Origin of the sequence: Streptomyces sp. NPDC019937, from assembly GCF_040631655.1 — a bacterium.
Classification (GTDB): Bacteria; Actinomycetota; Actinomycetes; order Streptomycetales; family Streptomycetaceae; genus Streptomyces.
Map to the genome: position 1 here is coordinate 1 of NZ_JBEYAL010000037.1, position 21,594 is coordinate 21,594.

Annotated in this window: 19 protein-coding genes; 4 read left to right on the plus strand and 15 right to left on the minus strand. The window is 72.3% G+C overall.

Annotation, left to right across the window (positions count from 1 at the left end; translation table 11 throughout):
- Positions 1–94 precede the first annotated feature (94 nt).
- The 8 genes from ABZ562_RS30870 to rimP all read right to left on the minus strand — a co-directional run bounded on the left by ABZ562_RS30870 (position 95) and on the right by rimP (position 8,262).
- Positions 95–1,051 carry a bifunctional riboflavin kinase/FAD synthetase gene (locus ABZ562_RS30870; RefSeq protein ID WP_361485822.1) on the minus strand — a complete coding sequence of 319 codons (957 nt, stop codon included), beginning with the start codon at positions 1,049–1,051 and terminating at the stop codon, positions 95–97.
- A 123-nt stretch (positions 1,052–1,174) separates the two neighbouring features.
- The gene (gene truB / locus ABZ562_RS30875; protein ID WP_361485824.1) at positions 1,175–2,098 is read right to left on the minus strand and encodes a tRNA pseudouridine(55) synthase TruB; all 924 of its coding nucleotides are present in this window, start codon (positions 2,096–2,098) and stop codon (positions 1,175–1,177) included.
- Complete coding sequence (rbfA, locus tag ABZ562_RS30880; RefSeq protein WP_361485826.1) at positions 2,095–2,589, minus strand: 30S ribosome-binding factor RbfA; 495 nt, start codon at positions 2,587–2,589, stop codon at positions 2,095–2,097. The genes truB and rbfA overlap by 4 nt, the downstream gene beginning before the upstream one ends.
- Positions 2,590–2,653: 64 nt before the next feature.
- Entirely contained in the window at positions 2,654–2,950 is a 297-nt protein-coding gene (locus ABZ562_RS30885; protein ID WP_055556847.1) for a DUF503 domain-containing protein, read from the minus strand.
- A 122-nt stretch (positions 2,951–3,072) separates the two neighbouring features.
- Positions 3,073–6,195, minus strand: a complete 3,123-nt coding sequence (gene infB, locus ABZ562_RS30890; RefSeq protein WP_361485828.1) for a translation initiation factor IF-2 — start codon at positions 6,193–6,195, stop codon at positions 3,073–3,075.
- Between the two features lie 146 nt (positions 6,196–6,341).
- A complete protein-coding gene (locus tag ABZ562_RS30895; RefSeq protein WP_361485830.1) occupies positions 6,342–6,632 on the minus strand; it encodes a YlxR family protein in 291 nt (96 codons plus the stop codon).
- A gap of 128 nt (positions 6,633–6,760) precedes the next feature.
- A complete protein-coding gene (gene nusA / locus ABZ562_RS30900) occupies positions 6,761–7,753 on the minus strand; it encodes a transcription termination factor NusA (RefSeq protein WP_361485832.1) in 993 nt (330 codons plus the stop codon).
- 2 nt (positions 7,754–7,755) lie between these two features.
- Entirely contained in the window at positions 7,756–8,262 is a 507-nt protein-coding gene (rimP, locus tag ABZ562_RS30905; RefSeq protein ID WP_361485834.1) for a ribosome maturation factor RimP, read from the minus strand.
- Between the two features lie 191 nt (positions 8,263–8,453).
- Between rimP and ABZ562_RS30910 the strand changes: the two genes are divergently transcribed.
- From ABZ562_RS30910 to ABZ562_RS30920, 3 genes are all read left to right on the plus strand, one after another.
- Positions 8,454–9,017 carry a hypothetical protein gene (locus ABZ562_RS30910; RefSeq protein ID WP_361485966.1) on the plus strand — a complete coding sequence of 188 codons (564 nt, stop codon included), beginning with the start codon at positions 8,454–8,456 and terminating at the stop codon, positions 9,015–9,017.
- 43 nt (positions 9,018–9,060) lie between these two features.
- Positions 9,061–9,534: a ferritin-like domain-containing protein gene (locus ABZ562_RS30915; protein WP_361485836.1), complete on the plus strand. Its 474-nt coding sequence runs from the start codon at positions 9,061–9,063 to the stop codon at positions 9,532–9,534.
- A 71-nt stretch (positions 9,535–9,605) separates the two neighbouring features.
- Complete coding sequence (locus ABZ562_RS30920; RefSeq protein ID WP_361485838.1) at positions 9,606–10,550, plus strand: aminoglycoside phosphotransferase family protein; 945 nt, start codon at positions 9,606–9,608, stop codon at positions 10,548–10,550.
- A gap of 425 nt (positions 10,551–10,975) precedes the next feature.
- Here ABZ562_RS30920 and ABZ562_RS30925 read toward each other — a convergent pair whose 3' ends face one another.
- From ABZ562_RS30925 to ABZ562_RS30955, 7 genes are all read right to left on the minus strand, one after another.
- Positions 10,976–12,685: a proline--tRNA ligase gene (locus ABZ562_RS30925; RefSeq protein WP_361485840.1), complete on the minus strand. Its 1,710-nt coding sequence runs from the start codon at positions 12,683–12,685 to the stop codon at positions 10,976–10,978.
- 69 nt (positions 12,686–12,754) lie between these two features.
- Positions 12,755–13,336 (minus strand): GNAT family N-acetyltransferase, encoded by a 582-nt coding sequence (locus ABZ562_RS30930; RefSeq protein WP_361485842.1) that lies wholly within the window; start codon positions 13,334–13,336, stop codon positions 12,755–12,757.
- Positions 13,337–13,366: 30 nt separating this feature from the next.
- Entirely contained in the window at positions 13,367–14,212 is an 846-nt protein-coding gene (locus ABZ562_RS30935) for a GNAT family N-acetyltransferase (RefSeq protein ID WP_361485844.1), read from the minus strand.
- Positions 14,213–14,381: 169 nt separating this feature from the next.
- Entirely contained in the window at positions 14,382–15,539 is a 1,158-nt protein-coding gene (ispG, locus tag ABZ562_RS30940; protein WP_361485846.1) for a flavodoxin-dependent (E)-4-hydroxy-3-methylbut-2-enyl-diphosphate synthase, read from the minus strand.
- A 140-nt stretch (positions 15,540–15,679) separates the two neighbouring features.
- Positions 15,680–16,981, minus strand: coding sequence for a site-2 protease family protein (locus tag ABZ562_RS30945; RefSeq protein WP_361485848.1), 1,302 nt, complete (start codon positions 16,979–16,981; stop codon positions 15,680–15,682).
- Positions 16,978–18,243 (minus strand): 1-deoxy-D-xylulose-5-phosphate reductoisomerase, encoded by a 1,266-nt coding sequence (gene dxr, locus ABZ562_RS30950; RefSeq protein ID WP_361485850.1) that lies wholly within the window; start codon positions 18,241–18,243, stop codon positions 16,978–16,980. The genes ABZ562_RS30945 and dxr overlap by 4 nt, the downstream gene beginning before the upstream one ends.
- A 105-nt stretch (positions 18,244–18,348) precedes the next feature.
- The gene (locus tag ABZ562_RS30955; RefSeq protein ID WP_361485852.1) at positions 18,349–20,283 is read right to left on the minus strand and encodes an acyl-CoA dehydrogenase family protein; all 1,935 of its coding nucleotides are present in this window, start codon (positions 20,281–20,283) and stop codon (positions 18,349–18,351) included.
- 247 nt (positions 20,284–20,530) lie between these two features.
- Between ABZ562_RS30955 and ABZ562_RS30960 the strand changes: the two genes are divergently transcribed.
- A complete protein-coding gene (locus tag ABZ562_RS30960; protein ID WP_361485854.1) occupies positions 20,531–21,538 on the plus strand; it encodes a LacI family DNA-binding transcriptional regulator in 1,008 nt (335 codons plus the stop codon).
- The last annotated feature ends 56 nt before the right edge of the window (positions 21,539–21,594 follow it).

Genomic DNA, 21,594 nt, shown 5'->3' on the forward strand with positions numbered 1-21,594 from the left:
GCCCCGCCCTGGGGGGGCCCCCCCCCCCCCCGCCGCTAACCCACCGGTGCGGCGGGGCGATCGCCTTCGTAGGGCCGGGTACGAGGAAGGAAGCTCAGCGGCGGCTGTCGTACTCCTCCACCAGCTCGCTCGCCCGCTTCACATCGGCCGCCATCCGCTCCAGAAGCGCCTCGATCGAGTCGAACTTCTCCTGGCCGCGCAGGAAGTCGAGGAAGTCCACCTCGACGTGGAGCCCGTACAGATCCAGGCCGACCCGGCCGATCGCGTACGCCTCCACGGTCCGCTCGGTCCCGTCGAACTGCGGATTGGTGCCGACCGAGATGGCCGCGGGCATGGCCTCGCCCTCGGCCGTCAGCCAGCCCGCGTAGACGCCGTCGGCCGGGATCGCGGTGTGCGGCAGCGTCTCCAGGTTGGCCGTGGGGAAGCCCAGTTCGCGGCCGCGCTGGGCGCCGCGGACCACGACGCCCTCGACGCGGTGCGGCCGGCCCAGGACCTCCATGGCGCCCGTGACGTCCCCCTCGGCGACCAGCCTGCGCACCAGGGTGGACGAGAACGGCTCGCCGCCGCCCGCCGCGCCGCGCTCGTACAGGTCGATCACCTCGACCTCGTAGTCGTAGGTGGCGCCCAGCTCGCGCAGCGAGTCGACGTTTCCGGCGGCCCGGTGGCCGAACCGGAAGTTGGGGCCCTCCACCACCACTCGCGCGTGGAGCTTGTCGACCAGCACCTTCACCACGAAGTCTGCGGGGGTGAGCCGCGAGAACTCCTGGGTGAAGGGCAGGATCAGCACCGCGTCCACGCCCAGCTCCGCCATCAGCTCCGCACGCCGCTGGTGCGGGGCGAGCAGCGGCGGATGGCTGCCGGGCCGCACGACCTCACTCGGGTGCGGGTCGAAGGTGACGACCACCGCCGGTACGCCCAGCTCCCGTGCGCGGGCCACCGCGCGGCCGATGATCAGCTGATGCCCGCGGTGCACTCCGTCGTAGGAACCGATCGTGACGACGCTGCGCCCCCAGTCCTCGGGGATGTCCTCCAAGCCACGCCAGCGCTGCACTATGCCCGCTCCTCGCCCGAACCTTTGACTCTGCCGACTTATCGCTTTCGCAGATCTAAGACTGCCATGCCGCCTGCCCCCGCCGTGCACCGGAGGCCGGTCGGCGGGGGACCCGCGGACTCCTCAGACGAAGACGGCGAGGCTCTTGGCCCGGCCCTTCGACTCCTCCACCAGGGCCAGGAAGCGCCCCTCCGGCCCGAAGACCGCCACCGGGCCGGCGGCACCGGCGCCCTCGCGGGGCGGCATGTCGATCCGTACACCGTTGCCCAGCAACCGGGCCTGGTGCGCGTCGACGTCCCAGCGCGGGAAGGCGGCGGCCGCGGCCTCGGCGATGGGCATGATCTGGAGGGACTCCTCCAGCTGTTCCAGCGTCCGCGCGGCCCCCAGCCCGTACGGGCCGACCCGGGTGCGGCGCAGCCCCGTCAGATGGCCACCGGTGCCGAGCCCGGCGCCGAGGTCGCGGGCCAGGGCGCGGATGTACGTACCCGAGGAGCACACGACCGTGACGTCGAGGTCCAGGACGGGCGTGCCGTCCTCGGCCTTCGCCTCGCGGCCGTCGTGGAGGACGAAGGACGAGACGGTCACCGGCCGGGCCGGGATCTCGAACTCCTCGCCCTCCCGGGCCCGGGTGTAGGACCGCTTGCCGTCGATCTTGATGGCGCTGACCTTGGACGGCACCTGCTGGATGTCTCCGGTCAGCTCGCCGATCCCGGTCCGCACGGCGTCGAGCGCGGTCCCGGCCGCCCCGGCCGAGGCGGTGATCTCCCCCTCGGCGTCGTCGGTGACCGTGGTCTGGCCGAGCCGGATGGTCGCCGTGTACTCCTTCTCGGTCAGCGCCAGATGGCCGAGCAGCCGGGTCGCCTTCTCGACGCCGATCACGAGCACGCCCGTGGCCATCGGGTCCAGCGTCCCGGCGTGCCCGACCCGGCGCGTACCGGCGAAGCGGCGCATCTTGGCGACGACGTCGTGCGAGGTGAACCCGGCCGGCTTGTCGACGATCACCAGGCCGTCCGGCGCGGCGGAGGCGGCCCTGCCCTTGCGTGTCATGCGCCCGCGGCACCCTTGCCGCCGGAGGGGGACTCGCCGTCGTTCCCGTCCGCGTCCGTCTCCTCGTCCTCCTCGCCGGGCTTGCGGTACGGGTCCGCCTCACCGGCGTACGTGGCGCCCGAGGACGCCTCGCGGACCTCGGCGTCGGCCGCCTTGGCCTTGGCGAGCAGGTCGTCGATCGTGCGGGCGTTGTCCGGCAGCGCGTCCGGTACGAACGTCAGGGTCGGGGTGAACCGCACCCCGGTCTGCCGTCCGACCTCCGACCGCAGCACGCCCTTGGCGCTCTCCAGGGCGGCGGCGGAGGCCGCGCGCTCCTCGTCGTCGCCGTAGACCGTGTAGAAGACGGTCGCCTCCCGCAGATCACCGGTGATCCGGGTGTCGGTGATGGTCACATAGCCGAGCCGCGGGTCCTTGATCCGCCGCTGCAGGGTCTCCGCGACCACGACCCGGATGCGGTCCGCCAGCTTGCGTGCCCGCGCGGTGTCGGTCATGCGTCTTCTTCTCTCTTCTTCGCTTCACTCATCGATGGTCAGGGACGGTCGTCGGCCCCGGCCCTCACTCGTCGTGACCACCGTGGAACCGCCGTCGTACCGACAGCAGCTCCACCTCCGGCCGCCCCGCCACCAGCCGCTCACAGTGGTCGAGGACTTCGGTCAGGTGGCCCGCGTCCCCGGAGACCGCCGCGAGGCCGATCTCGGCCCTGCGGTAGAGGTCCTGGTCGCCGACCTCCGCCACGCTCACCGCGTACTTGCGGTGCAGCTCGGCGACGATCGGGCGGACGACGGAGCGCTTCTCCTTCAGCGACCGTACGTCGCCGAGGAGCAGGTCGAAGGACAACGTCCCTACATACATGCAATCCGGGTCAAGCCACCCGTGGGGCCTTGGAGGTTCGGGCTCCTCGAACCGTACACGCAAGGGCCGGGGCCGATCGACGGAAATTCTCCGCCGACCGGCCCCGGATGAGAGGCAGCGCGTCAGCCGCGCGGCTTCTCGCGCATCTCGTACGTCGCGATGACGTCGTCGATCTTGATGTCGTTGTAGCTGCCGAGGTTGATACCGCCCTCGAAGCCTTCGCGAATCTCGGTGACGTCGTCCTTGAAGCGGCGCAGGCCCTCGATGTTGAGGTTCTCCGCGATGACCTTGCCGTCGCGGACGAGGCGGGCCTTGGTGTTCCGCTTGACCTCGCCGGAGCGGATGAGCACACCCGCGATGTTGCCCAGCTTGGACGAGCGGAAGACCTCGCGGATCTCCGCCGTGCCCAGCTCGACCTCTTCGTACTCCGGCTTGAGCATGCCCTTGAGGGCCGCCTCGATCTCCTCGATCACCTGGTAGATGACCGAGTAGTAGCGGACGTCCACGCCCTCGCGCTCGGCCATCTGCGTGGCACGCCCGTCGGCGCGCACGTTGAAGCCGATGACGATGGCGTCGGAACCGGTCGCCAGGTCGATGTCGGTCTCGGTGACCGCACCCACACCGCGGTGCAGGACGCGCAGGTCGACCTCTTCGCCGACGTCGAGCTGGAGCAGGGAGGACTCCAGGGCCTCCACCGAACCGGACGCGTCGCCCTTGATGATGAGGTTGAGCTGCTGGACCTGACCGGCCTTGAGCACCTTGTCCAGGTCCTCCAGGGAGACCCGGCGGGTGCGCTTGGCGAAGGCGGCGTTCCGCTCGCGGGCGGCGCGCTTCTCGGCGATCTGACGGGCGGTGCGGTCCTCCTCGACGACGAGGAAGTTGTCGCCCGCGCCCGGCACGTTGGTCAGACCGAGCACCAGGACCGGGGTCGAGGGACCCGCCTCCTGGAGCTGGTTGCCGTTGTCGTCGAGCATCGCCCGGACGCGTCCGTACGCGTCGCCGACGACCATCGTCTCGCCGACCCGCAGGGTGCCGCGCTGGACCAGCACGGTGGCCACGGCGCCGCGGCCGCGGTCGAGGTGCGCCTCGATCGCGATGCCCTGCGCGTCCTGCTCCGCGTTGGCGCGCAGGTCGAGCGAGGCGTCCGCGGTGAGGACGACGGCCTCGAGCAGTTCGTCGATGTTCAGACCCTGACGGGCGGAGATGTCGACGAACATGGTGTCGCCGCCGTACTCCTCGGCCACCAGGCCGTACTCGGTCAGCTGACCGCGCACCTTGGTCGGGTCCGCGCCCTCGACGTCGATCTTGTTGACCGCGACCACGATCGGCACGTCGGCCGCCTTGGCGTGGTTCAGCGCCTCGATCGTCTGGGGCATCACACCGTCGTTGGCCGCCACCACGAGGATCGCGATGTCGGTCGACTTGGCACCACGGGCACGCATGGCGGTGAACGCCTCGTGACCCGGGGTGTCGATGAAGGTGATCTTGCGCTCTTCGTCGTTGACCTCGGTCGAGACCTGGTACGCGCCGATGTGCTGGGTGATGCCGCCGGCCTCGCCCGCGACCACGTTGGTCTTGCGGATCGCGTCCAGCAGTCGCGTCTTACCGTGGTCGACGTGACCCATGACGGTCACCACCGGCGGACGCGCGACGAGCATCTCCTCGCCGCCCTCGTTCTCGCCGAACTCGATGTCGAAGGACTCGAGAAGCTCGCGGTCCTCCTCCTCCGGGCTGACGATCTCGACGTTGTAGTTCATCTCGTCGGCGAGGAGCTGCAGCGTCTCGTCGGAGACGGACTGGGTCGCGGTGACCATCTCGCCGAGGTTGAGCATCACGGCGACGAGCGACGCCGGGTTGGCGTTGATCTTCTCCGCGAAGTCGGTGAGCGACGCACCCCGCGACAGCCGGACCGTCTGGCCGTTGCCGCGCGGCAGCATCACGCCGCCGACGGACGGGGCCTGCATGGCCTCGTACTCCTGGCGCCTCTGCCGCTTCGACTTACGGCCACGACGCGCCGGACCGCCGGGACGGCCGAACGCACCCTGCGTACCACCACGGCCACCGGGACCACCCGGACGGCCGCCGAAGCCCGGACGGCCACCGCCGCCACCGGGACGACCGGCGAAACCGCCGCCGCCACCCGGACGACCGCCGCCGCCACCGCCACCGGGACGACCGGCGAAACCGCCGCCGCCACCCGGACGGCCACCGCCGCCGCCACCGGGACGACCGGCACCGCCGGGACCGCGACCGCCGCCGCCACCGGGGCCCGGACGCGGACCCGCGGCCGGACGCTGCGGCATCATGCCCGGGTTCGGACGCGGGCCGCCGGAGCCGCCGCCGGGACGGGGGCCGCCGCCCTGGGCGCCCTGCGGACGCGGCATCGAACCCGGAGTGGGACGGGGACCGCCGGCACCCTGGCCGCGACCGGCACCGGGACCACCCTGGCCGCCGCCCTGCGGACGCGGACCGGCACCGCCCTGGCCGCCGGGGCCCGGACGGGCGCCGCCGCCGGGACGGGGCGCCTGCGGGCGCGCCATGCCGGTGGAGCCACCGGAGGTGAAGGGGTTGTTACCCGGACGCGGGCCGGACGGACGACCGCCGCCCGGACGCGGGCCACCGCGCTCCTGACCCGGACGCGGGGCGCCGGGACGACCGCCCTGGCCACCCTGGCCCTGGCCACCCTGGCCCTGACCGCCCTGGCCACCGGGGCCGGGACGGGCGCCGGGGCGCGGGCCGGGCGTGGCGCCCGGCTTGGCGGGGCCGCCCGGGCCCGGCTTGGCCGGGGAGGGCTTGGGGCCGGGCGTGGCCGGCGGGGCCGTGAACTCGGGCTGCGCCGGAGCCGCGGGCTGCGCCGGACCCGGCTTGGGGCCGGGGGTCGGGCGGGCGCCCGGAGTCGGGCGCGGGCCCGGAGTGGGCGCCGCGGACGGCGTGCTGCTCGGCCCCTCGGCGGCGGCCGGCTTGGGGCCGGGCGTCGGGGGCTTGGGGGCAGCGGGACGGGCCGCCGACGCCGGACCGGGCGTCGGGGGCTTGGGCGTCGCCTTGCGCGGCGCCGAGGGCTTGCCGGAGGCACGGCCGGAGCCATTGCCACCCTGGAAAGCGTCAGTCAACTTGCGGACTACCGGCGCCTCGATCGTGGAGGACGCCGATCGTACGAATTCACCGAGCTCCTGGAGCTTGGCCATGACGACCTTGCTCTCAACGCCGAACTCCTTGGCGAGTTCGTATACCCGGACCTTAGCCACTTCGCTCCTTTTAGGTCCGGGTTACCGCCGGACCGTCGCTACTTCATGGGCGTACTCATCGCGTACTCATCGAGTGCTCATCGCAATCTCGACCTACTTCCGACTCGCGAGGTACCTGACCGCACGGTTGTCCCGTGCCGTTCTTCTTACGAGGGTGACTGGTCACCCTGGTGCTCGACATAACGGCGCAGCGCCGTGGTGTCGAACGCCCCCGGTCCCCTGAAGGCCCGGGAGAAGGCCCGGCGGCGGACCGCCAGGTCGAAACAGACCCGTGTCGGGTGCATATAAGCTCCCCGACCGGGCAGCGTACCGCGCCGATCGGGGACGCAAACGCCCTCGACCGCCACGATGCGCAGCAGATCGTTCTTGGCCGCCCGATCCCGGCATCCCACACAGGTTCTCTCAGGGCAGGCACGGGCTCGCGTGCGGCCAGACACTGCTTAAGTCTACCTCCCTGCGCCGACCTCACCCCTTGGGGGGAGTGATCGAACCGTCACACGATTTCGGCTGGATCCCGAAGGTCCGCGGCTTGAACATGCCTTGATCTGTGCTCGATCAGCGGTGATCAGGCTTGCTCGGCCGACTGATCGGTGTCCGGCCGGATGTCGATCCGCCAGCCCGTGAGCCGGGCCGCGAGCCGGGCGTTCTGCCCCTCCTTGCCGATCGCCAGTGACAGCTGGTAATCGGGCACGGTGACCCGCGCGGACCGGGCCGCCAGGTCCACGACCTCGACCTTGCTCACCCGGGCGGGCGACAGCGCGTTGGCCACCAGCTCGGCGGGGTCGTCCGACCAGTCGACGATGTCGATCTTCTCTCCGTGCAGCTCGGCCATCACGCTGCGTACCCGGCCGCCCATCGGGCCGATGCACGCGCCCTTGGCGTTCAGACCCGAACGGGTGGACCGGACGGCGATCTTGGTGCGGTGGCCCGCCTCACGGGCGATCGCCGCGATCTCCACCGAGCCGTCCGCGATCTCCGGGACCTCGAGCGCGAAGAGTTTCTTCACCAAATTGGGATGCGTACGCGAAAGGGTCACCGACGGCCCGCGCACGCCCTTGACCACTCGGACGACGTACGTACGCAGCCGGGTGCCGTGCGCGTAGTCCTCGCCGGGCACCTGCTCCTGCACCGGCAGGATCGCCTCGAGGCGGCCGATGTCCACCAGGATGTTCTTCGGGTCCTTGCCCTGCTGCACGACGCCCGCGACGACATCGCCCTCGCGCCCGGCGTACTCGCCGAAGGTGATCTCCTCCTCGGCGTCCCGCAGCCGCTGCAGGATGACCTGCTTGGCGGTCATGGCGGCGATGCGGCCGAAGCCGGAGGGGGTGTCGTCGAACTCGCGGGGCTCCTCACCCTCCGCGAGGTCATCGGCGTCCTCCCGGGCCCACACGGTCACATGGCCGCTGGTGCGGTCCAGCTCCACCCGGGCCCGGCGGCGGCTTCCCTCGGTGCGGTGGTAGGCGATGAGGAGCGCCGACTCGATCGCCTCGACCAGCAGGTCGAACGAGATCTCCTTCTCCCGCACCAGACCCCGCAGGGCACTCATGTCGATGTCCACGGCTACGCCTCCTCCTTGCTCTCGTCGCCCTCGGGCTTGCGGTTGAACTCGATCTCCACTCGGGCCTTGGAGATCTCCTTGAAGGCCAGCCGCCTCGCGGTGGGCTTGCGCCCCTTCACGCCGGGGACTTCCAGATCCAGCCCCTCGTCATCCACCGAGATGATCCGGGCGATCAGCTCGCCCCCCTCCACCAACTGCGCCTTCATCAGCCGCCCTATGGCCCGCCGGTAGTGGCGCTGCTCGGTCAGGGGGCGCTCGGCGCCGGGGGAGGTGACCTCCAGGACGTACGGGGTCTGCCCCATCGCGTCCGACTCGTCGAGCGACTGCGAGATCGCCCGGCTCAGCTCCGCACACGCATCCAGCTGCACGCCCTCATCGGAATCCACCACGATGCGAAGGACGCGCCGCTTCCCGGCCGGTGTCACCTCGACCTCTTCCAGATCCAGGTCCCGTGCGCTGACGAGCGGTTCCAGCAGTCCGCGCAGCCTTTCGCTCTGGGTCGTGCTCATCCGGGTGACTCCTCGGCCGCGTGTGCTGTTGTGGGAAGGTCGCGTGTCAGCTCAAAGCCTATCTGTTCCGGCGGCGGGCTGACGATTCGGTGGCCGCTGCCCGGCTTTCCGGCCCCGCGCGGGTACGCTCGCCTGCTGTGATCACTAACGGCGGCCGGGAGCTGCCGCAGCCCGGAAAGAGGAACGTGTCGATCACGAATCCCCCACCTCGACCCACGTCCCCGTCACTCCCCCAGGCCGCGTCCCCGCGGCGTCGAAGTCTGCTGCTGGCCGGCGGTTCGGCCGGGGCCGCCGCGCTGCTCGTCGGCTGTTCCGGTGACTCGGACGACGGACACCGCTCATCCGGTTCCGCGGCCGCCGCGGCGCTGCGCGCCCGGGGCGTGCGGGACTCCGCCGCGCTCCTCGCGCGCTACGACGCGACCATCGACGCCCATGCCGGGCTCGCGCGGCGGCTGCGGCCGCTGCGGGCGGAGACGGCGGCGCACATCGCGGCGTTCGGCTCCACGGACCCCTCCGCGTCCGCCTCCGCGACCGCGTCCCGCTCACCGGCCGCGGGCGGGCGGCGGCTGCCCGCGGTGCCCGAGGACGAGAAGAAGGCGCTCAGCGCCCTCGCCCAGGCCGAGCGGCACACCGCCGACAGCCGCACCACGGCGCTCCTCGGCGCGCCGCCCGAACTGGCCCGGCTGCTGGCCTCCGTCGCGGCCTGCGGGGCCGCCCATGTGTATCTCCTCACCCAGGGCGACCCGGACTCATGACGGTCCCCCTCTTCAGCCCCCTCCGCGCGGAAGGAGCACCCGTATGAACCGGGCCGCGACGCTCAAGGCCACGCAGGCCGCGCTCGCCGCCGAGCACGCCGCCGTGTACGGATACGGCGTCGTCGGCGGCCGGATCGGCGACGACCGTCTCGCCGAGGCGCGCGAGGGGTACGCCGCGCACCGTTCCCGCCGCGACGACCTCGTGCGCACCGTGCGCGGCATGGGCGGTACGCCGCAGAGCGCGGCCCCCGCGTACGCGCTGCCGTTCGCGGTGCCCGACTCGGCCGCCGCGGTCCGGCTCGCCGCCGAACTGGAGAGCCGGGTGGCCGCCGTCTACGCCGACCTCGTACGGACCTCCGACGGCGCCCTGCGGCGCCAGGCGGCGGGCGCGCTGCGCGAGGCGGCGGTCCGGTCGGTGCGCTGGCGGGGCGGCGGCGTAGCCTTCCCTGGGCTCACCGAACGCGCCGCGCCGGCCACCCCGTCCGCCTCGGCGACCGGGGCCGCCGACGGGGTCTGACAGTTCGAGACGATGGTGTACGTGCGTTGGTTCGGTGGCGTACGTGCGTGGGTGACAGGGGGCAGCTCGGGATGGCAGCGGAGCGGGAACCCGGCACCGGGGACAGAGCCTCCCTCCAGGTGCCGAAGCGGCTCATCGACGCGGTGGGCGACGATCCGGCCGAGCCCGTACGGAACTGGCTCGCCGCCCTGCCGGAGCTGGCGGCGCGGCGGCTGCGGGAATGGGAGCTGACCCCCGACCGGGTGGTCGCCCCCGGCGGCCGCGGCGGGCTGGTCGTGCTCGTACGGCAGGCGGACGGCACCCCCGCCGCGCTCAAGCTCCCCGTGCCCGGCCCCGACGCGGCCCATGAGGCGGCCGCCCTCGCGCACTGGAACGGCTGGGGCGCGGCCCGGCTCCTGCGCACCGGCCGGGACGACGGCGTGCTGCTGATCGAACGGCTCCAGTCCGCCGTGTCGCTGCGCTCCCTGCCCGAGGCGAAGGCGCTGCTGGAGGCGGCGGGCACGGTACGGCGGCTGTGGGTGCCGCCGCCCGCCGGGCATCCGTTCGACTCCGTCGAGGGGCGGACGGGGGCGGCCGCCGGGGTGCTGCCCGTCCTCGCCTCGGGGGCCTGGGCGGCCGACGTACGCCCGCTGGCCGACGAGGCCCTGGAACTGCGGTCCGGGCTGACCGCCCAGCCGCCCGAACGGCTGCTGCTGCACGGCGACTTCCGGCAGGGCAAGGTCCTGGCCGGGGAGCGGTCGCCCTGGCTCGCGGTGGGGCCCGCCCCGGTCGTCGGGGAGCGCGCCTACGACCTGGCGCGGCTGGTCCTCGACCGCTGCGAGGACCTGGCCGCGGGTCCCGGCCCGGCCGCGGCCGCGCGCCGCCGCATCGCCAAACTGGCCGACTCGCTGGACGTGGACCGCGACCGGCTGCGGGGCTGGGCGCTCTTCCGGTCCGTGGAGGCGGGCCTGCGGTACGGGGCGGCCGGTGACCGGCGGCGGGCCGAGCTGCTGCTGGAGTTCGCGGGCTGGCTGTAGTCCCCCACCCCGCCCCTTCCCGCACCTGTCGATATGCGGCTCCGCCGCGTGGCGGGGACTCCGCCCCCGGCCCCCGGCGGGCGCGCGACACAAGCAAGGGCGCGGGAGGCGCAACCCCGGCGCGGGCCCGGACAGCCCTTGGGCCCGACGCCCAGCGTGGGGCCAGAGAATGGCGGCCAAGCTCGGGGCCACAGCTCCGGGCCGGACGCGCGGCGCGGCGCCGGGGCGGGTACGAAGCCGAACGGCGGCCGGGCTCGGCGCCACAGCCCCGAGCCGGACGCGCGGGCGCAGCCCTGGCGCGGGACGCAGCCGAACCATGGCCGGGGCCGGCGCCGTGGGGGCGCGGGGCGGCCCGGCCGCTCCGGGCCGGGCGGGCGGGCCCGGCTCCGGGGGTGGGTGGCAGACCTCGGCGGGGTCCGGGCGGGTCAGGACGTGAGGCGGGTGATCGCCTCGTCGATCGGGAGCTCCTCGCGGTCGCCGGTGCGGCGGTCCTTCAGCTCGACCACGCCGTCCTTCGCGCCGCGGCCCACGACCAGGATCGTCGGGACGCCGATCAGCTCCGCGTCGGTGAACTTCACGCCCGGGGAGACGCCGGCGCGGTCGTCCACCATGACCCGGACGCCCGCCGTGCCCAGCTTCTCGGCGATGTCCAGGGCCAGCTCGGTCTGGAGGGCCTTGCCCGCCGCGACGACGTGGACGTCGGCCGGGGCCACCTCGCGGGGCCAGCAGAGGCCGGACTCGTCGTGGGTCTGCTCGGCGAGGGCGGCCACCACGCGCGAGACGCCGATGCCGTACGAGCCCATGGTGACCCGTACCGGCTTGCCGTTCTGGCCGAGCACGTCGAGCTGGAAGGTGTCGGCGTACTTGCGGCCGAGCTGGAAGATGTGGCCGATCTCGATGGCCCGGTCGAGTGCGATGCCCGCGCCGCACTTGGGGCAGGGGTCGCCCGGCTCGACGACGACGACGTCCAGGTAGTCGTCGACCTCGAAGTCGCGGCCGCAGACGACGTTGCGGGCGTGGGTGTCGGGCTTGTTGGCGCCGGTCACCCAGGCGGTGCCGGGGGCGACCCGCGGGTCGGCGATGTAGCGGAAGGACTTGCCCGCCAGGCCCTGCGGGCCGACGTAGCCGCGGACCAGGTCGGGGCGGCCCTCGAAGTCCTCGGCGGTGACCAGCTCGACCTCGGCCGGGGCCAGGTGCTCGCCCAGCTTGCCGAGGTCGACCTCGCGGTCACCGGGGACCCCCACCGCGGTGATCTCGCCGTCGACCTTGATCAGGAGGTTCTTGAGGGTCGCGGAGGCCGGGACGCCCAGGTGCTCGGCGAGGGTCTCGATGGTGGGGGTGTCGGGGGTGTCCAGCTCCTCGACCGGCCCGTGCTCGGCGCCCTCGACGGGCGGGACGGTGGTGGTGACGGCCTCCGTGTTGGCCGCGTAGTCGCAGTTCGGGCAGTCCACGAAGGTGTCCTCACCGGCCGCGGCGGGGGCCAGGAACTCCTCGGAGGCGGAGCCGCCCATGGCGCCGGAGACCGCGGAGACGATGCGGTAGTCGAGGCCCAGGCGCTCGAAGATCCGCTGGTAGGCCTCGCGGTGCAGCCGGTAGGACTCGGCCAGGCCCTCGTCGCTGGTGTCGAAGGAGTACGAGTCCTTCATCTGGAACTCGCGGCCGCGCAGCACGCCCGAGCGCGGCCGGGCCTCGTCCCGGTACTTGGTCTGGATCTGGTAGAGCATCACCGGCAGGTCCTTGTAGGACGTGCACTGGTCCTTGACCGTCTGGGTGAAGATCTCCTCATGGGTGGGGCCGAGGAGGTAGTCGCCGCCCTTGCGGTCCTTCAGCCGGAACAGCAGGTCGCCGTACTCCTCCCAGCGGCCGCTCGCCTCGTACGGCTCCTTGGGGAGCAGCGCGGGCAGCAGCACCTCCTGGGCGCCGATCGCGTCCATCTCCTCGCGGACGATCCGGGAGACGTTGTCCAGGACCTTTTTGCCGACCGGCAGCCAGGTCCAGATGCCCGCGGAGGCGCGGCGGACGTAGCCGGCCCGGACGAGCAGCTTGTGGCTGGCGGTCTCGGCGTCGGCCGGGTCTTCGCGCAGCGTCTTCAGCATCAAGGTGGACATGCGCTGGACGTGGGCGGCGTTGGCCATGGGGTCTTCTCCTGCGTACGAGATGGATGTCAGGAGGTTAGCCGCCCGGGGACGCAACCCGGAAATGCGCTATCCGGAGGCGGGCTGCCGCCGCAGCGGCAGGGGGGCGCCCATGACGGCGTACGGGCTCGGCGCGCTCGGGAAGAGCACCGGGCGGGCCAGGTCACGGTAGCCCAGCGAGCGGTAGAGGCAGCGGGCCGGGCTGTCGGTGTCGATGGCGGAGAGGATCGAGCGCGGCTGCACGGCCCCGTCGGTGATGGCGGTGATCAGCCGCCGCCCGATGCCGTGGTTCTGGTAGTCGGGGTGGACGTGCAGCTCGGTGATGACGAAGGCGTCGTCCAGCCAGTCCTCGTGCCCGGCGGCGCGCAGATAGGGCTGGACGATGGTGGACCACCAGTGCGTGCGGTCGTTGGGCATGCCGTACACGAAGCCCACGAGCCGCCCCCGCGGGGTCGTCGCGCCGAGGGCGCGGGCGCCGGGGCTGGTGAGGTGGCGCAGCACGATGTGCCGCCGTACGCCGATCTCCTCTTCCGTCAGCCCGAAGGCCACGGCCTGCACGGCGAGCGCCTCGTCCACGCGTGCGGCGAGGTCGAGCGGGCCGACGACGGCACCTCGGGGGTCCGGGGGATGGCCCCCGGGCATCTGCAGCATGGGCGGCACCCTACTGGCCCGGTCCGGCGATCAGAACAGCACGCTCATGAACGCGCCGACCTCCTGGAAGCCGACGCGGCGGTACGCGGCGCGGGCCGCGGTGTTGTAGTCGTTGACGTACAGGCTCGCCACGGGCGCGATCTCGTTGAGCGCGTAGTGCAGCACGGCGGCCATGCCGGTCTCGGAGAGCCCGCGGCCGCGGTACTCGGGGGCGACCCAGACGCCCTGGATCTGGCAGGCGTGCGGGGTGGCGGCGCCGATCTCGGCCTTGAAGACGACGCGGCCGTTCTCGACGCGGGCGAAGGAGCGACCGGCGGCGACGAGTTCGGCGACGCGCGCCTGGTAGAGCAGTCCACCGTCGCCCGCGAGCGGGGAGACGCCGACCTCCTCGGTGAACATCGCCACGCACGCGGGCATGATCACGTCCATCTCGTCCTTGCGGATCCGGCGCACCCGGGGGTCGGGCGGGACGTCGGCGGGCGTCGAGGCGGTGACCATGAGCGGCTGGCGGGCGCGGACCTCACGGGCCGGGCCCCAGCTGGGCTTCAGCAGGGACCACAGCTCGGCCGTGGTGTCGGCGGGGCCGACGATCGAGGAGCAGCGCCGCCCGGACCGGCGGGCCCGCTCGGCGAAGCCGCGCACGGCCTCGGGGGTGGCGCAGATGGGGACCAGGTTGGCCCCCGCGTAGCAGAGCGACTCGAGCCGTCCGCCGTTGTACCAGCCCCACATCTCGCCGCCCAGCCGCCATGGGTCCAGGCCGGCGACCTGGACGCGGGCGGCGACGAAGGCATTGGAGATGGGGTCGCGGTTGAGCACCGCGAGGGCCGAGTCGAGCTCTTGGGGCTCGAGGACCCTGGTGGTGGACGTCGTCAGCACGTGTCGGATTGCCTCACCGGTTGCGGGGCCTGCGGGCCGGAGGGGAGTCGATTCCCCGCACTGTACCGCCCTCTTACGAGAAGGCTCGGTCCGCCTCCGGGCGCCGGAGCCTCCCCGGCTGCCGCTGGGAGGTGCCCCCGGCCGGGAGGCGGGGGGCACCCGGGCGTTCTCAGCCGCCGACGGAGACCTGGGGCTCGCCGGAGGCGATGCCGTCCTTCTCCATCTGCTCGGCGATCTTCATGGCCTCGTCGATCAGGGTCTCCACGATCTTCGACTCCGGCACGGTCTTGATGACCTCGCCCTTCACGAAGATCTGCCCCTTGCCGTTGCCGGACGCCACGCCGAGGTCCGCCTCGCGGGCCTCGCCCGGGCCGTTGACGACGCAGCCCATCACGGCGACCCGCAGCGGGACCTCCATGCCGTCGAGCCCTGCGGTGACCTCGTCGGCCAGCTTGTAGACGTCGACCTGCGCACGCCCGCACGACGGGCAGGAGACGATCTCCAGCCGCCGCTGGCGCAGGTTCAGCGACTCCAGGATCTGGATGCCGACCTTGACCTCCTCCGCGGGCGGCGCCGACAGCGAGACCCGGATGGTGTCCCCGATGCCCTCGCTCAGCAGCGCCCCGAAGGCCACCGACGACTTGATCGTGCCCTGGAACGCGGGCCCGGCCTCGGTGACGCCGAGGTGGAGCGGGTAGTCGCACTGGGCGGCCAGCTGGCGGTAGGCGTTGACCATCACCACGGGGTCGTTGTGCTTCACCGAGATCTTGATGTCCCGGAAGCCGTGCTCCTCGAACAGCGAGCACTCCCACAGGGCCGACTCCACCAGCGCCTCGGGCGTGGCCTTGCCGTACTTCTCCAGCAGCCGCTTGTCCAGCGAGCCCGCGTTGACGCCGATGCGGATCGGCACGCCCGCGTCGGAGGCCGCCCGCGCGATCTCCTTGACCTTGTCGTCGAACTGCCGGATGTTCCCCGGGTTCACCCGCACGGCCGCGCAGCCGGCGTCGATCGCGGCGAAGACGTATTTCGGCTGGAAGTGGATGTCCGCGATGACCGGGATCTGCGACTTCTTGGCGATCACGGGCAGGGCCTCGGCGTCGTCCTGTGACGGGCAGGCCACGCGCACGATCTGGCAGCCGGAGGCCGTCAGCTCCGCGATCTGCTGGAGCGTCGCCCCGATGTCCGCGGTCACCGTCGTGGTCATCGACTGCACCGAGATCGGCGCGTCGCCGCCCACGGCGACCGGCCCGACCTGGATCTTCCGGCTGACCCGGCGGTCGGCGAGCTTGGTCGGTACGGACGGCATTCCTAGCGAGATCGCAGTCATCTGGTTCGTAGCCCCAAGAAGGTGTTTGAGTGGCCCGAGATCAGCGGGCTCCGGATCCGAGATTACGGCACCGGGTGGTGCCCCAGCACACTCCGGTCCCGAAGTCCACCCAAAGGCGAACTTCGGGACAGTTCACATCATCAGGAAATTCGCACGGGGTTCACCACGTCGGCCACCAGAACGAGCAGCGTGAAGCAGATGAAGATGCCGGCGATCACATAGGCGACCGGCATCATCTTGGCCACGTCGAAGGGGCCGGGGTCGGGCCGCCGGACCAGGCGGGCGAGGCGCCGGCGCAGGGACTCCCACACCGCGCCCGCGATGTGGCCGCCGTCCAGCGGCAGCAGCGGCAGCATGTTGAACAGGAACAGCGAGAGGTTGAACCCGGCGACGAGGAAGAGCATCGTCGCGATGCGCTGCGAGGGCGGGATGTCGAGGTTGGCGACCTCGCCGCCGACCCGGGCGGCGCCGACGACGCCCATCGGGGAGTCCGCCTTGCGGGGGGCGTCCCCGAAGGCCGCGTTCCACAGGTCGGGCACCTTGGAGGGCAGGTCGACCAGGGACTGGACGCCGTCCTCGACCATGGTGCCCATGCGGTCCACCGACTGGCCGAGGGACTGCTTCACCACGCCGTTGGCCGGGGTGAAGCCGAGGAACCCGGCGCTGACGTACTGGCCCTCGACATAGCCGCCGTTCCCGTCGGACTTGGCGACCTTGTTGGTGATGAGGTTGGCGTGCAGGGTCTTGCGGGCGCCGTCCCGCTCGACGGTGATCGTCGCGGGGCCGGTGGTCTCGCGGATGTCCTTCTGGAGCGTGCCCCAGTCGGAGACGCGGTGGCCGTCGAAGGCGACGATCTTGTCCCGGGGCTGGAGGCCCGCCGCCTTGGCCGGGGAGTCCTTGGCCCCCTTGGGGCACTTGTCGGCGGCGGCCGAGGCCGGGACCACACAGGCCGAGACGGTGCCGACGCTGGTGGTCTGGGTGTTGACGCCGAAGCTCATCATCACGCCGACGAAGATCACCACCGCCATGACCAGGTTCATGAAGGGCCCGGCGAACATCACGATCACGCGCTTCCACGGCGCGCGCGTGTAGAACATGCGCTTCTCGTCGCCGGGCTCCAGCTCCTCGTAGGCAGCGGACCGGGCGTCCTCGATCATGCCGCGCCACGGCGAGGTGGAGCGCTGGGTGACCTTGCCGTCGTCACCGGGCGGGAACATCCCGATCATGCGGATGAAGCCGCCGAGCGGGATCGCCTTGATGCCGTACTCGGTCTCCCCCTTCTTGCGGGAGAAGACCGTCGGCCCGAAGCCGACCATGTACTGCGGGACCCGGATGCCGAAGAGCTTGGCGGTGGAGAGATGGCCCAGTTCGTGCCAGGCGATCGAGATCCCCAGGCCGACGGCGAATACGACTATGCCGAGGACCGTCATCAATGTCGTCATGCGTGACCCTCCGGGGTCGCCTTCGCCGCGCGGGCGGCCAGTTCACGGGCGCGGGCACGGGCCCACGTCTCGGCTTCGAGGACGTCCGCGACGGTGAGCTGAGTTCCCGCGGAGGGGGCGCCGTGCTCGGCGACCACTTCCGCGACCGTATCGACAATTCCGTTGAAGGGCAGCTTCCGGCCGAGGAAGGCGTCCACGCACTCCTCGTTCGCCGCGTTGAAGACGGCCGGGGCGGTGCCGCCGAGGCCGCCGACGTGCCGGGCGAGGTCCACCGAGGGGAAGGCCTCGGTGTCGAGGGGGAAGAACTCCCAGGTGTGGGCCCTGGTCCAGTCGCAGCCGGGGGCGGCGTCCGGCACCCGCTCGGGCCAGCCGAGGCCGAGCGCGATCGCCATCCGCATATCGGGCGGGCTCGCCTGCGCGAGCGTCGACCCATCGGTGAATTCAACCATCGAGTGGATATACGACTGAGGGTGGACGACCACCTCAATCTCCTCGAAGGGAATGTCGAACAGCAGATGGGCCTCGATGACCTCCAGCCCCTTGTTGACGAGGGTCGCGGAGTTGATCGTGACGACCGGGCCCATGTCCCAGGTGGGGTGGGCCAGCGCCTGGTCCGGGGTGACCTGGGCCAGCTCACGCTTCGTACGCCCGCGGAACGGGCCGCCGGACGCCGTGACGACCAGCTTGCGGACCTCCTGGCGGCCGCCGCCGAGCAAGGCCTGGAAGAGCGCGGAGTGCTCGGAGTCGACGGGCACGATCTGGCCCGGCTTGGCGACCGCCTTGACCAGCGGCCCGCCCACGATGAGGGACTCCTTGTTGGCCAGCGCCAGCACCCGGCCCGCCTCCAGGGCGGCCAGGGTGGGCGCGAGGCCGATGGAGCCGGTGATGCCGTTGAGCACGGTGTGGCACGCCGAGCGGGCCAGTTCGGTGGCCGCGCCGGGCCCGGCCAGCACCTCCGGGAGCGGCTCGCCCGCGCCGTACCGCGCGGACAGCGCCGCGCGCACCTCGGGCACCGCGTCCTCGCGGGCGACCGCGACGGTGGCGGCCTTCAGCTGGTGGGCCTGCTCGGCCAGCAGCCCGGCCCGCCCTCCGGCGGCGGACAGGGCGGTCACCCGGAAGCGGTCCGGGTTGCGCAGGATCACATCGATGGCCTGGGTGCCGATCGATCCGGTGGAGCCGAGGATCACGATGTCGCGGGGGCTGCCGGGGTCGGCGGGGGCTGCCGGGGGGCGCAGATGCGGGTCAGCCAGGGAATCCGTCATCTGCCCATTGTTGCCCGTGTCGCCGCCCGCGGATGACCGGGCCCGGCCCGCCCCGGGCCGGCGGGCCGGATCCCGTCGTCCGGGTCCGGCCCGCCGGGGCGGCGGTCATCTGATGGGGCGGTGGACGTTGTCCCTGGTCGACGGTCCTGGGGTGGCGTCGGCGATCCACGGGCCGTCGCCGCTTGGGTCGAGGACGCCCGCCTCCAGCCACTCGTACGAGCCGGAGAGCACCCCGGAGACCACCTTGCGGTCCAGGTCGTCGGTGTTGGTCCACAGCCGTCCGAACAGTTCGTCCGCGCGGATCCGGGCCTGCCGGCAGAAGACGTCGGCCAGCTGGTACGCCTCGACGCCGTGGTCACCGCGGCTGCGCAGCATCTCGGCGCGCACGCAGGCCGCGCTCATCGCGAACAGCTCCGCGCCGATGTCCACGATCCGGCTGAGGAAGCCCTGTTTGGTCTCCATCCGGCCCTGCCAGCGCGACATGGCGTAGAACGTCGACCGGGCGAGCTTGCGCGCCGAGCGCTCGACGTAGCGCAGATGCGGGGACAGGTCCCGGTGGCCGGGCGGGGAGAACTCGGCGTAGGCGCGCGGGAGGTGGCCGGGGCCGGTGACCAGGCCCGGCAGCCAGCGGGCGTAGAAGCCGCCCGCCTTGGCGGCCGCCTTGCCCTTGTCCGACAGGGACTTGTTTGGGTCGATGAGGTCGCCCGCGACGGACAGGTGCGCGTCCACGGCCTCCCGGGCGATCAGCAGGTGCATGATCTCGGTGGAGCCCTCGAAGATCCGGTTGATGCGCATGTCGCGCAGGATCTGCTCGGCGGGGACCGCCCGCTCCCCGCGGGCGGCGAGCGAGGCCGCGGTCTCGAAGCCGCGGCCGCCGCGGATCTGGACCAGTTCATCGGCCATCAGCCAGGCCATCTCGCTGCCGTAGAGCTTGGCGAGCGCCGCCTCGATGCGGATGTCGTTGCGGTCCTCGTCGGCCATCTGGGAGGCCAGGTCGATGACCGCCTCCAGCGCGAAGGTGGTCGCGGCGATGAAGGAGACCTTGGCGCCGACGGCCTCGTGCCGGGCGATCGGCTTGCCCCACTGCTCACGGGCCGCGGACCACTCACGGGCGATCTTCAGACACCACTTCCCGGCGCCCGCGCACATCGCGGGCAGCGAGAGCCGCCCGGTGTTGAGCGTGGTCAGCGCGATCTTGAGACCGGCGCCCTCGGGGCCGATGCGGTTGGCCGCGGGGACCCGGACCCGGTGGAAGCGGGTCACCCCGTTCTCGATGCCGCGCAGCCCCATGAACGCGTTGCGGTTCTCGACGGTGACGCCCTCGGCGGCCGTCTCGACGACGAAGGCGCTGATCCCGCCCTTGTGGCCGTCGGACTTCGGCACCCGGGCCATGACGACGAGGAGATCGGCGACCACGCCGTTGGTGGTCCACAGCTTGACGCCGTCGAGGAGGTAGTCGTCCCCGTCCGGGATCGCGGTGGTGGCGAGCCGGGCCGGGTCGGACCCCACGTCCGGCTCGGTGAGCAGGAAGGCCGATATGTCGGTGCGGGCGCAGCGCGGCAGGAAGCGGTCCTTCTGGTCCTGGGTGCCGAACAGCTTGACCGGCTGCGGCACGCCGATGGACTGGTGGGCCGAGAGCAGCGCGCCGATGGCGGGGCTGACGGAGCCGGCCAGCGCGAGGGCCTTGTTGTAGTAGACCTGGGTGAGGCCCATGCCGCCGTACTTGGTGTCGATCTTCATGCCGAGCGCGCCGAGTTCCTTGAGGCCGTTGATGGTCTCGTCGGGGATCTGCGACTCGCGCTCGATGCGGGCGGGATCGACCCGGGTCTCGCAGAACTCGCGGAGCTTGGCGAGGAACGCCTCGCCGCGCCGCACGTCGTCCGGCGCGGGGGCGGGGTGGGGATGGATCAGATCGAGGCGGAAGCGGCCGAGGAACAACTCCTTGGCGAAACTCGGCTTGTGCCATACCTGTTCGCGTGCGGCTTCGGCGACCTGGCGCGCTTCACGCTCGGACACCGGCCTGACGGATGATGCGGTCATCGGTGCTCCCTTGCCGCAAATGACGATCTCGTGACATTACCGGCACGTACCGCTGTTCAGTGTGCCTCCGGCGGGCCGGGTCGGCAAAGTGGTGCGGCGTGGTGAAGCGCTTCGACACTCTCTGGACAGCTCATCGTCGAACAGGTTTACTGACTGCACGCTGTCTGTGGACTGGCTGCGTACTGGCTTCTTGTTTGGTTTGTCGAAGCGCTTCACCTCCCCTCTCCCGCCGGACGGAGTTCCCCGCATGGTCACTCTCGCCGAGGTCGCCCGCCACGCCGGAGTCTCCGCCAGCACGGTGAGCTACGTCCTCAGCGGCAAGCGCTCGATCTCGGCGCCCACCCGGGAGCGCGTGGAGCGGTCGATCAAGGAGCTGGGCTACCACCCGAACGCCGGAGCCCGCGCCCTCGCCAGCAGCCGTTCCAACATCATCGCGCTGATGGTGCCGCTGCGGACCGATATCTACGTACCGGTGATGATGGAGGTGGCCATCGCGGTCGCCACCACCGCCCGCGCGCACGGGTACGACGTGCTGCTGCTCACCGGCGAGGAGGGCCCGGCGGCGGTGCGCCGGATCACCGGCAGCGGGCTCGCCGACGCCATGATCCTGATGGACATCGAGCTGGAGGACGAGCGGCTGCCGCTGCTGCACGCGGCCCGCCAGCCCACCGTGCTGATCGGGCTGCCCGCCGACACCATCGGCCTGACCTGCGTCGATCTCGACTTCACCGCCACCGGCGCGCTGTGCGCCGAGCATCTGGCCGCCCTCGGCCACCGGGAGATCGCGGTGATCGGCGAGGCGGCGGCGGTCTACGAGCGCCACACCGGATTCGCTGAACGGACCCTGGACGGGCTGCGCACGACCGCCCGCGAGCTGGGGCTGCGGCTGCTGCACCGGCCGTGCGAGGGCAGTTACGAGTCGATGGACGGCACCCTGTCCCGGATCTTCGACGAGCGTCCCGGCACCACCGGCTTCATCGTCCAGAACGAAGCGGCCATCGATCCGCTGCTGAGCCTGTTGCGACGGCAGGGGCGGGCGGTCCCCGAGGACGTCTCGGTGGTCGCCATCTGCCCCGACCAGGTGGCCGCGAGTGCGTCCGTGCGGCTCACCTCGGTCGGCATCCCCGCCCAGGAGATGGGGCGGCGGGCCGTCGAGCTGGTGGTGGCCAAGCTGCAGGGCGACGCCTCCGAGCAGGTGGCGCTGCTGGCGCCGGAGCTGACCGTACGGGCCAGCTCGGGCCCGGCCCCCTCCTGACGCCGGCGCCGCGCCCCGTACGCACCGACCGTACGACCCCTCACCGCCGCACCCCC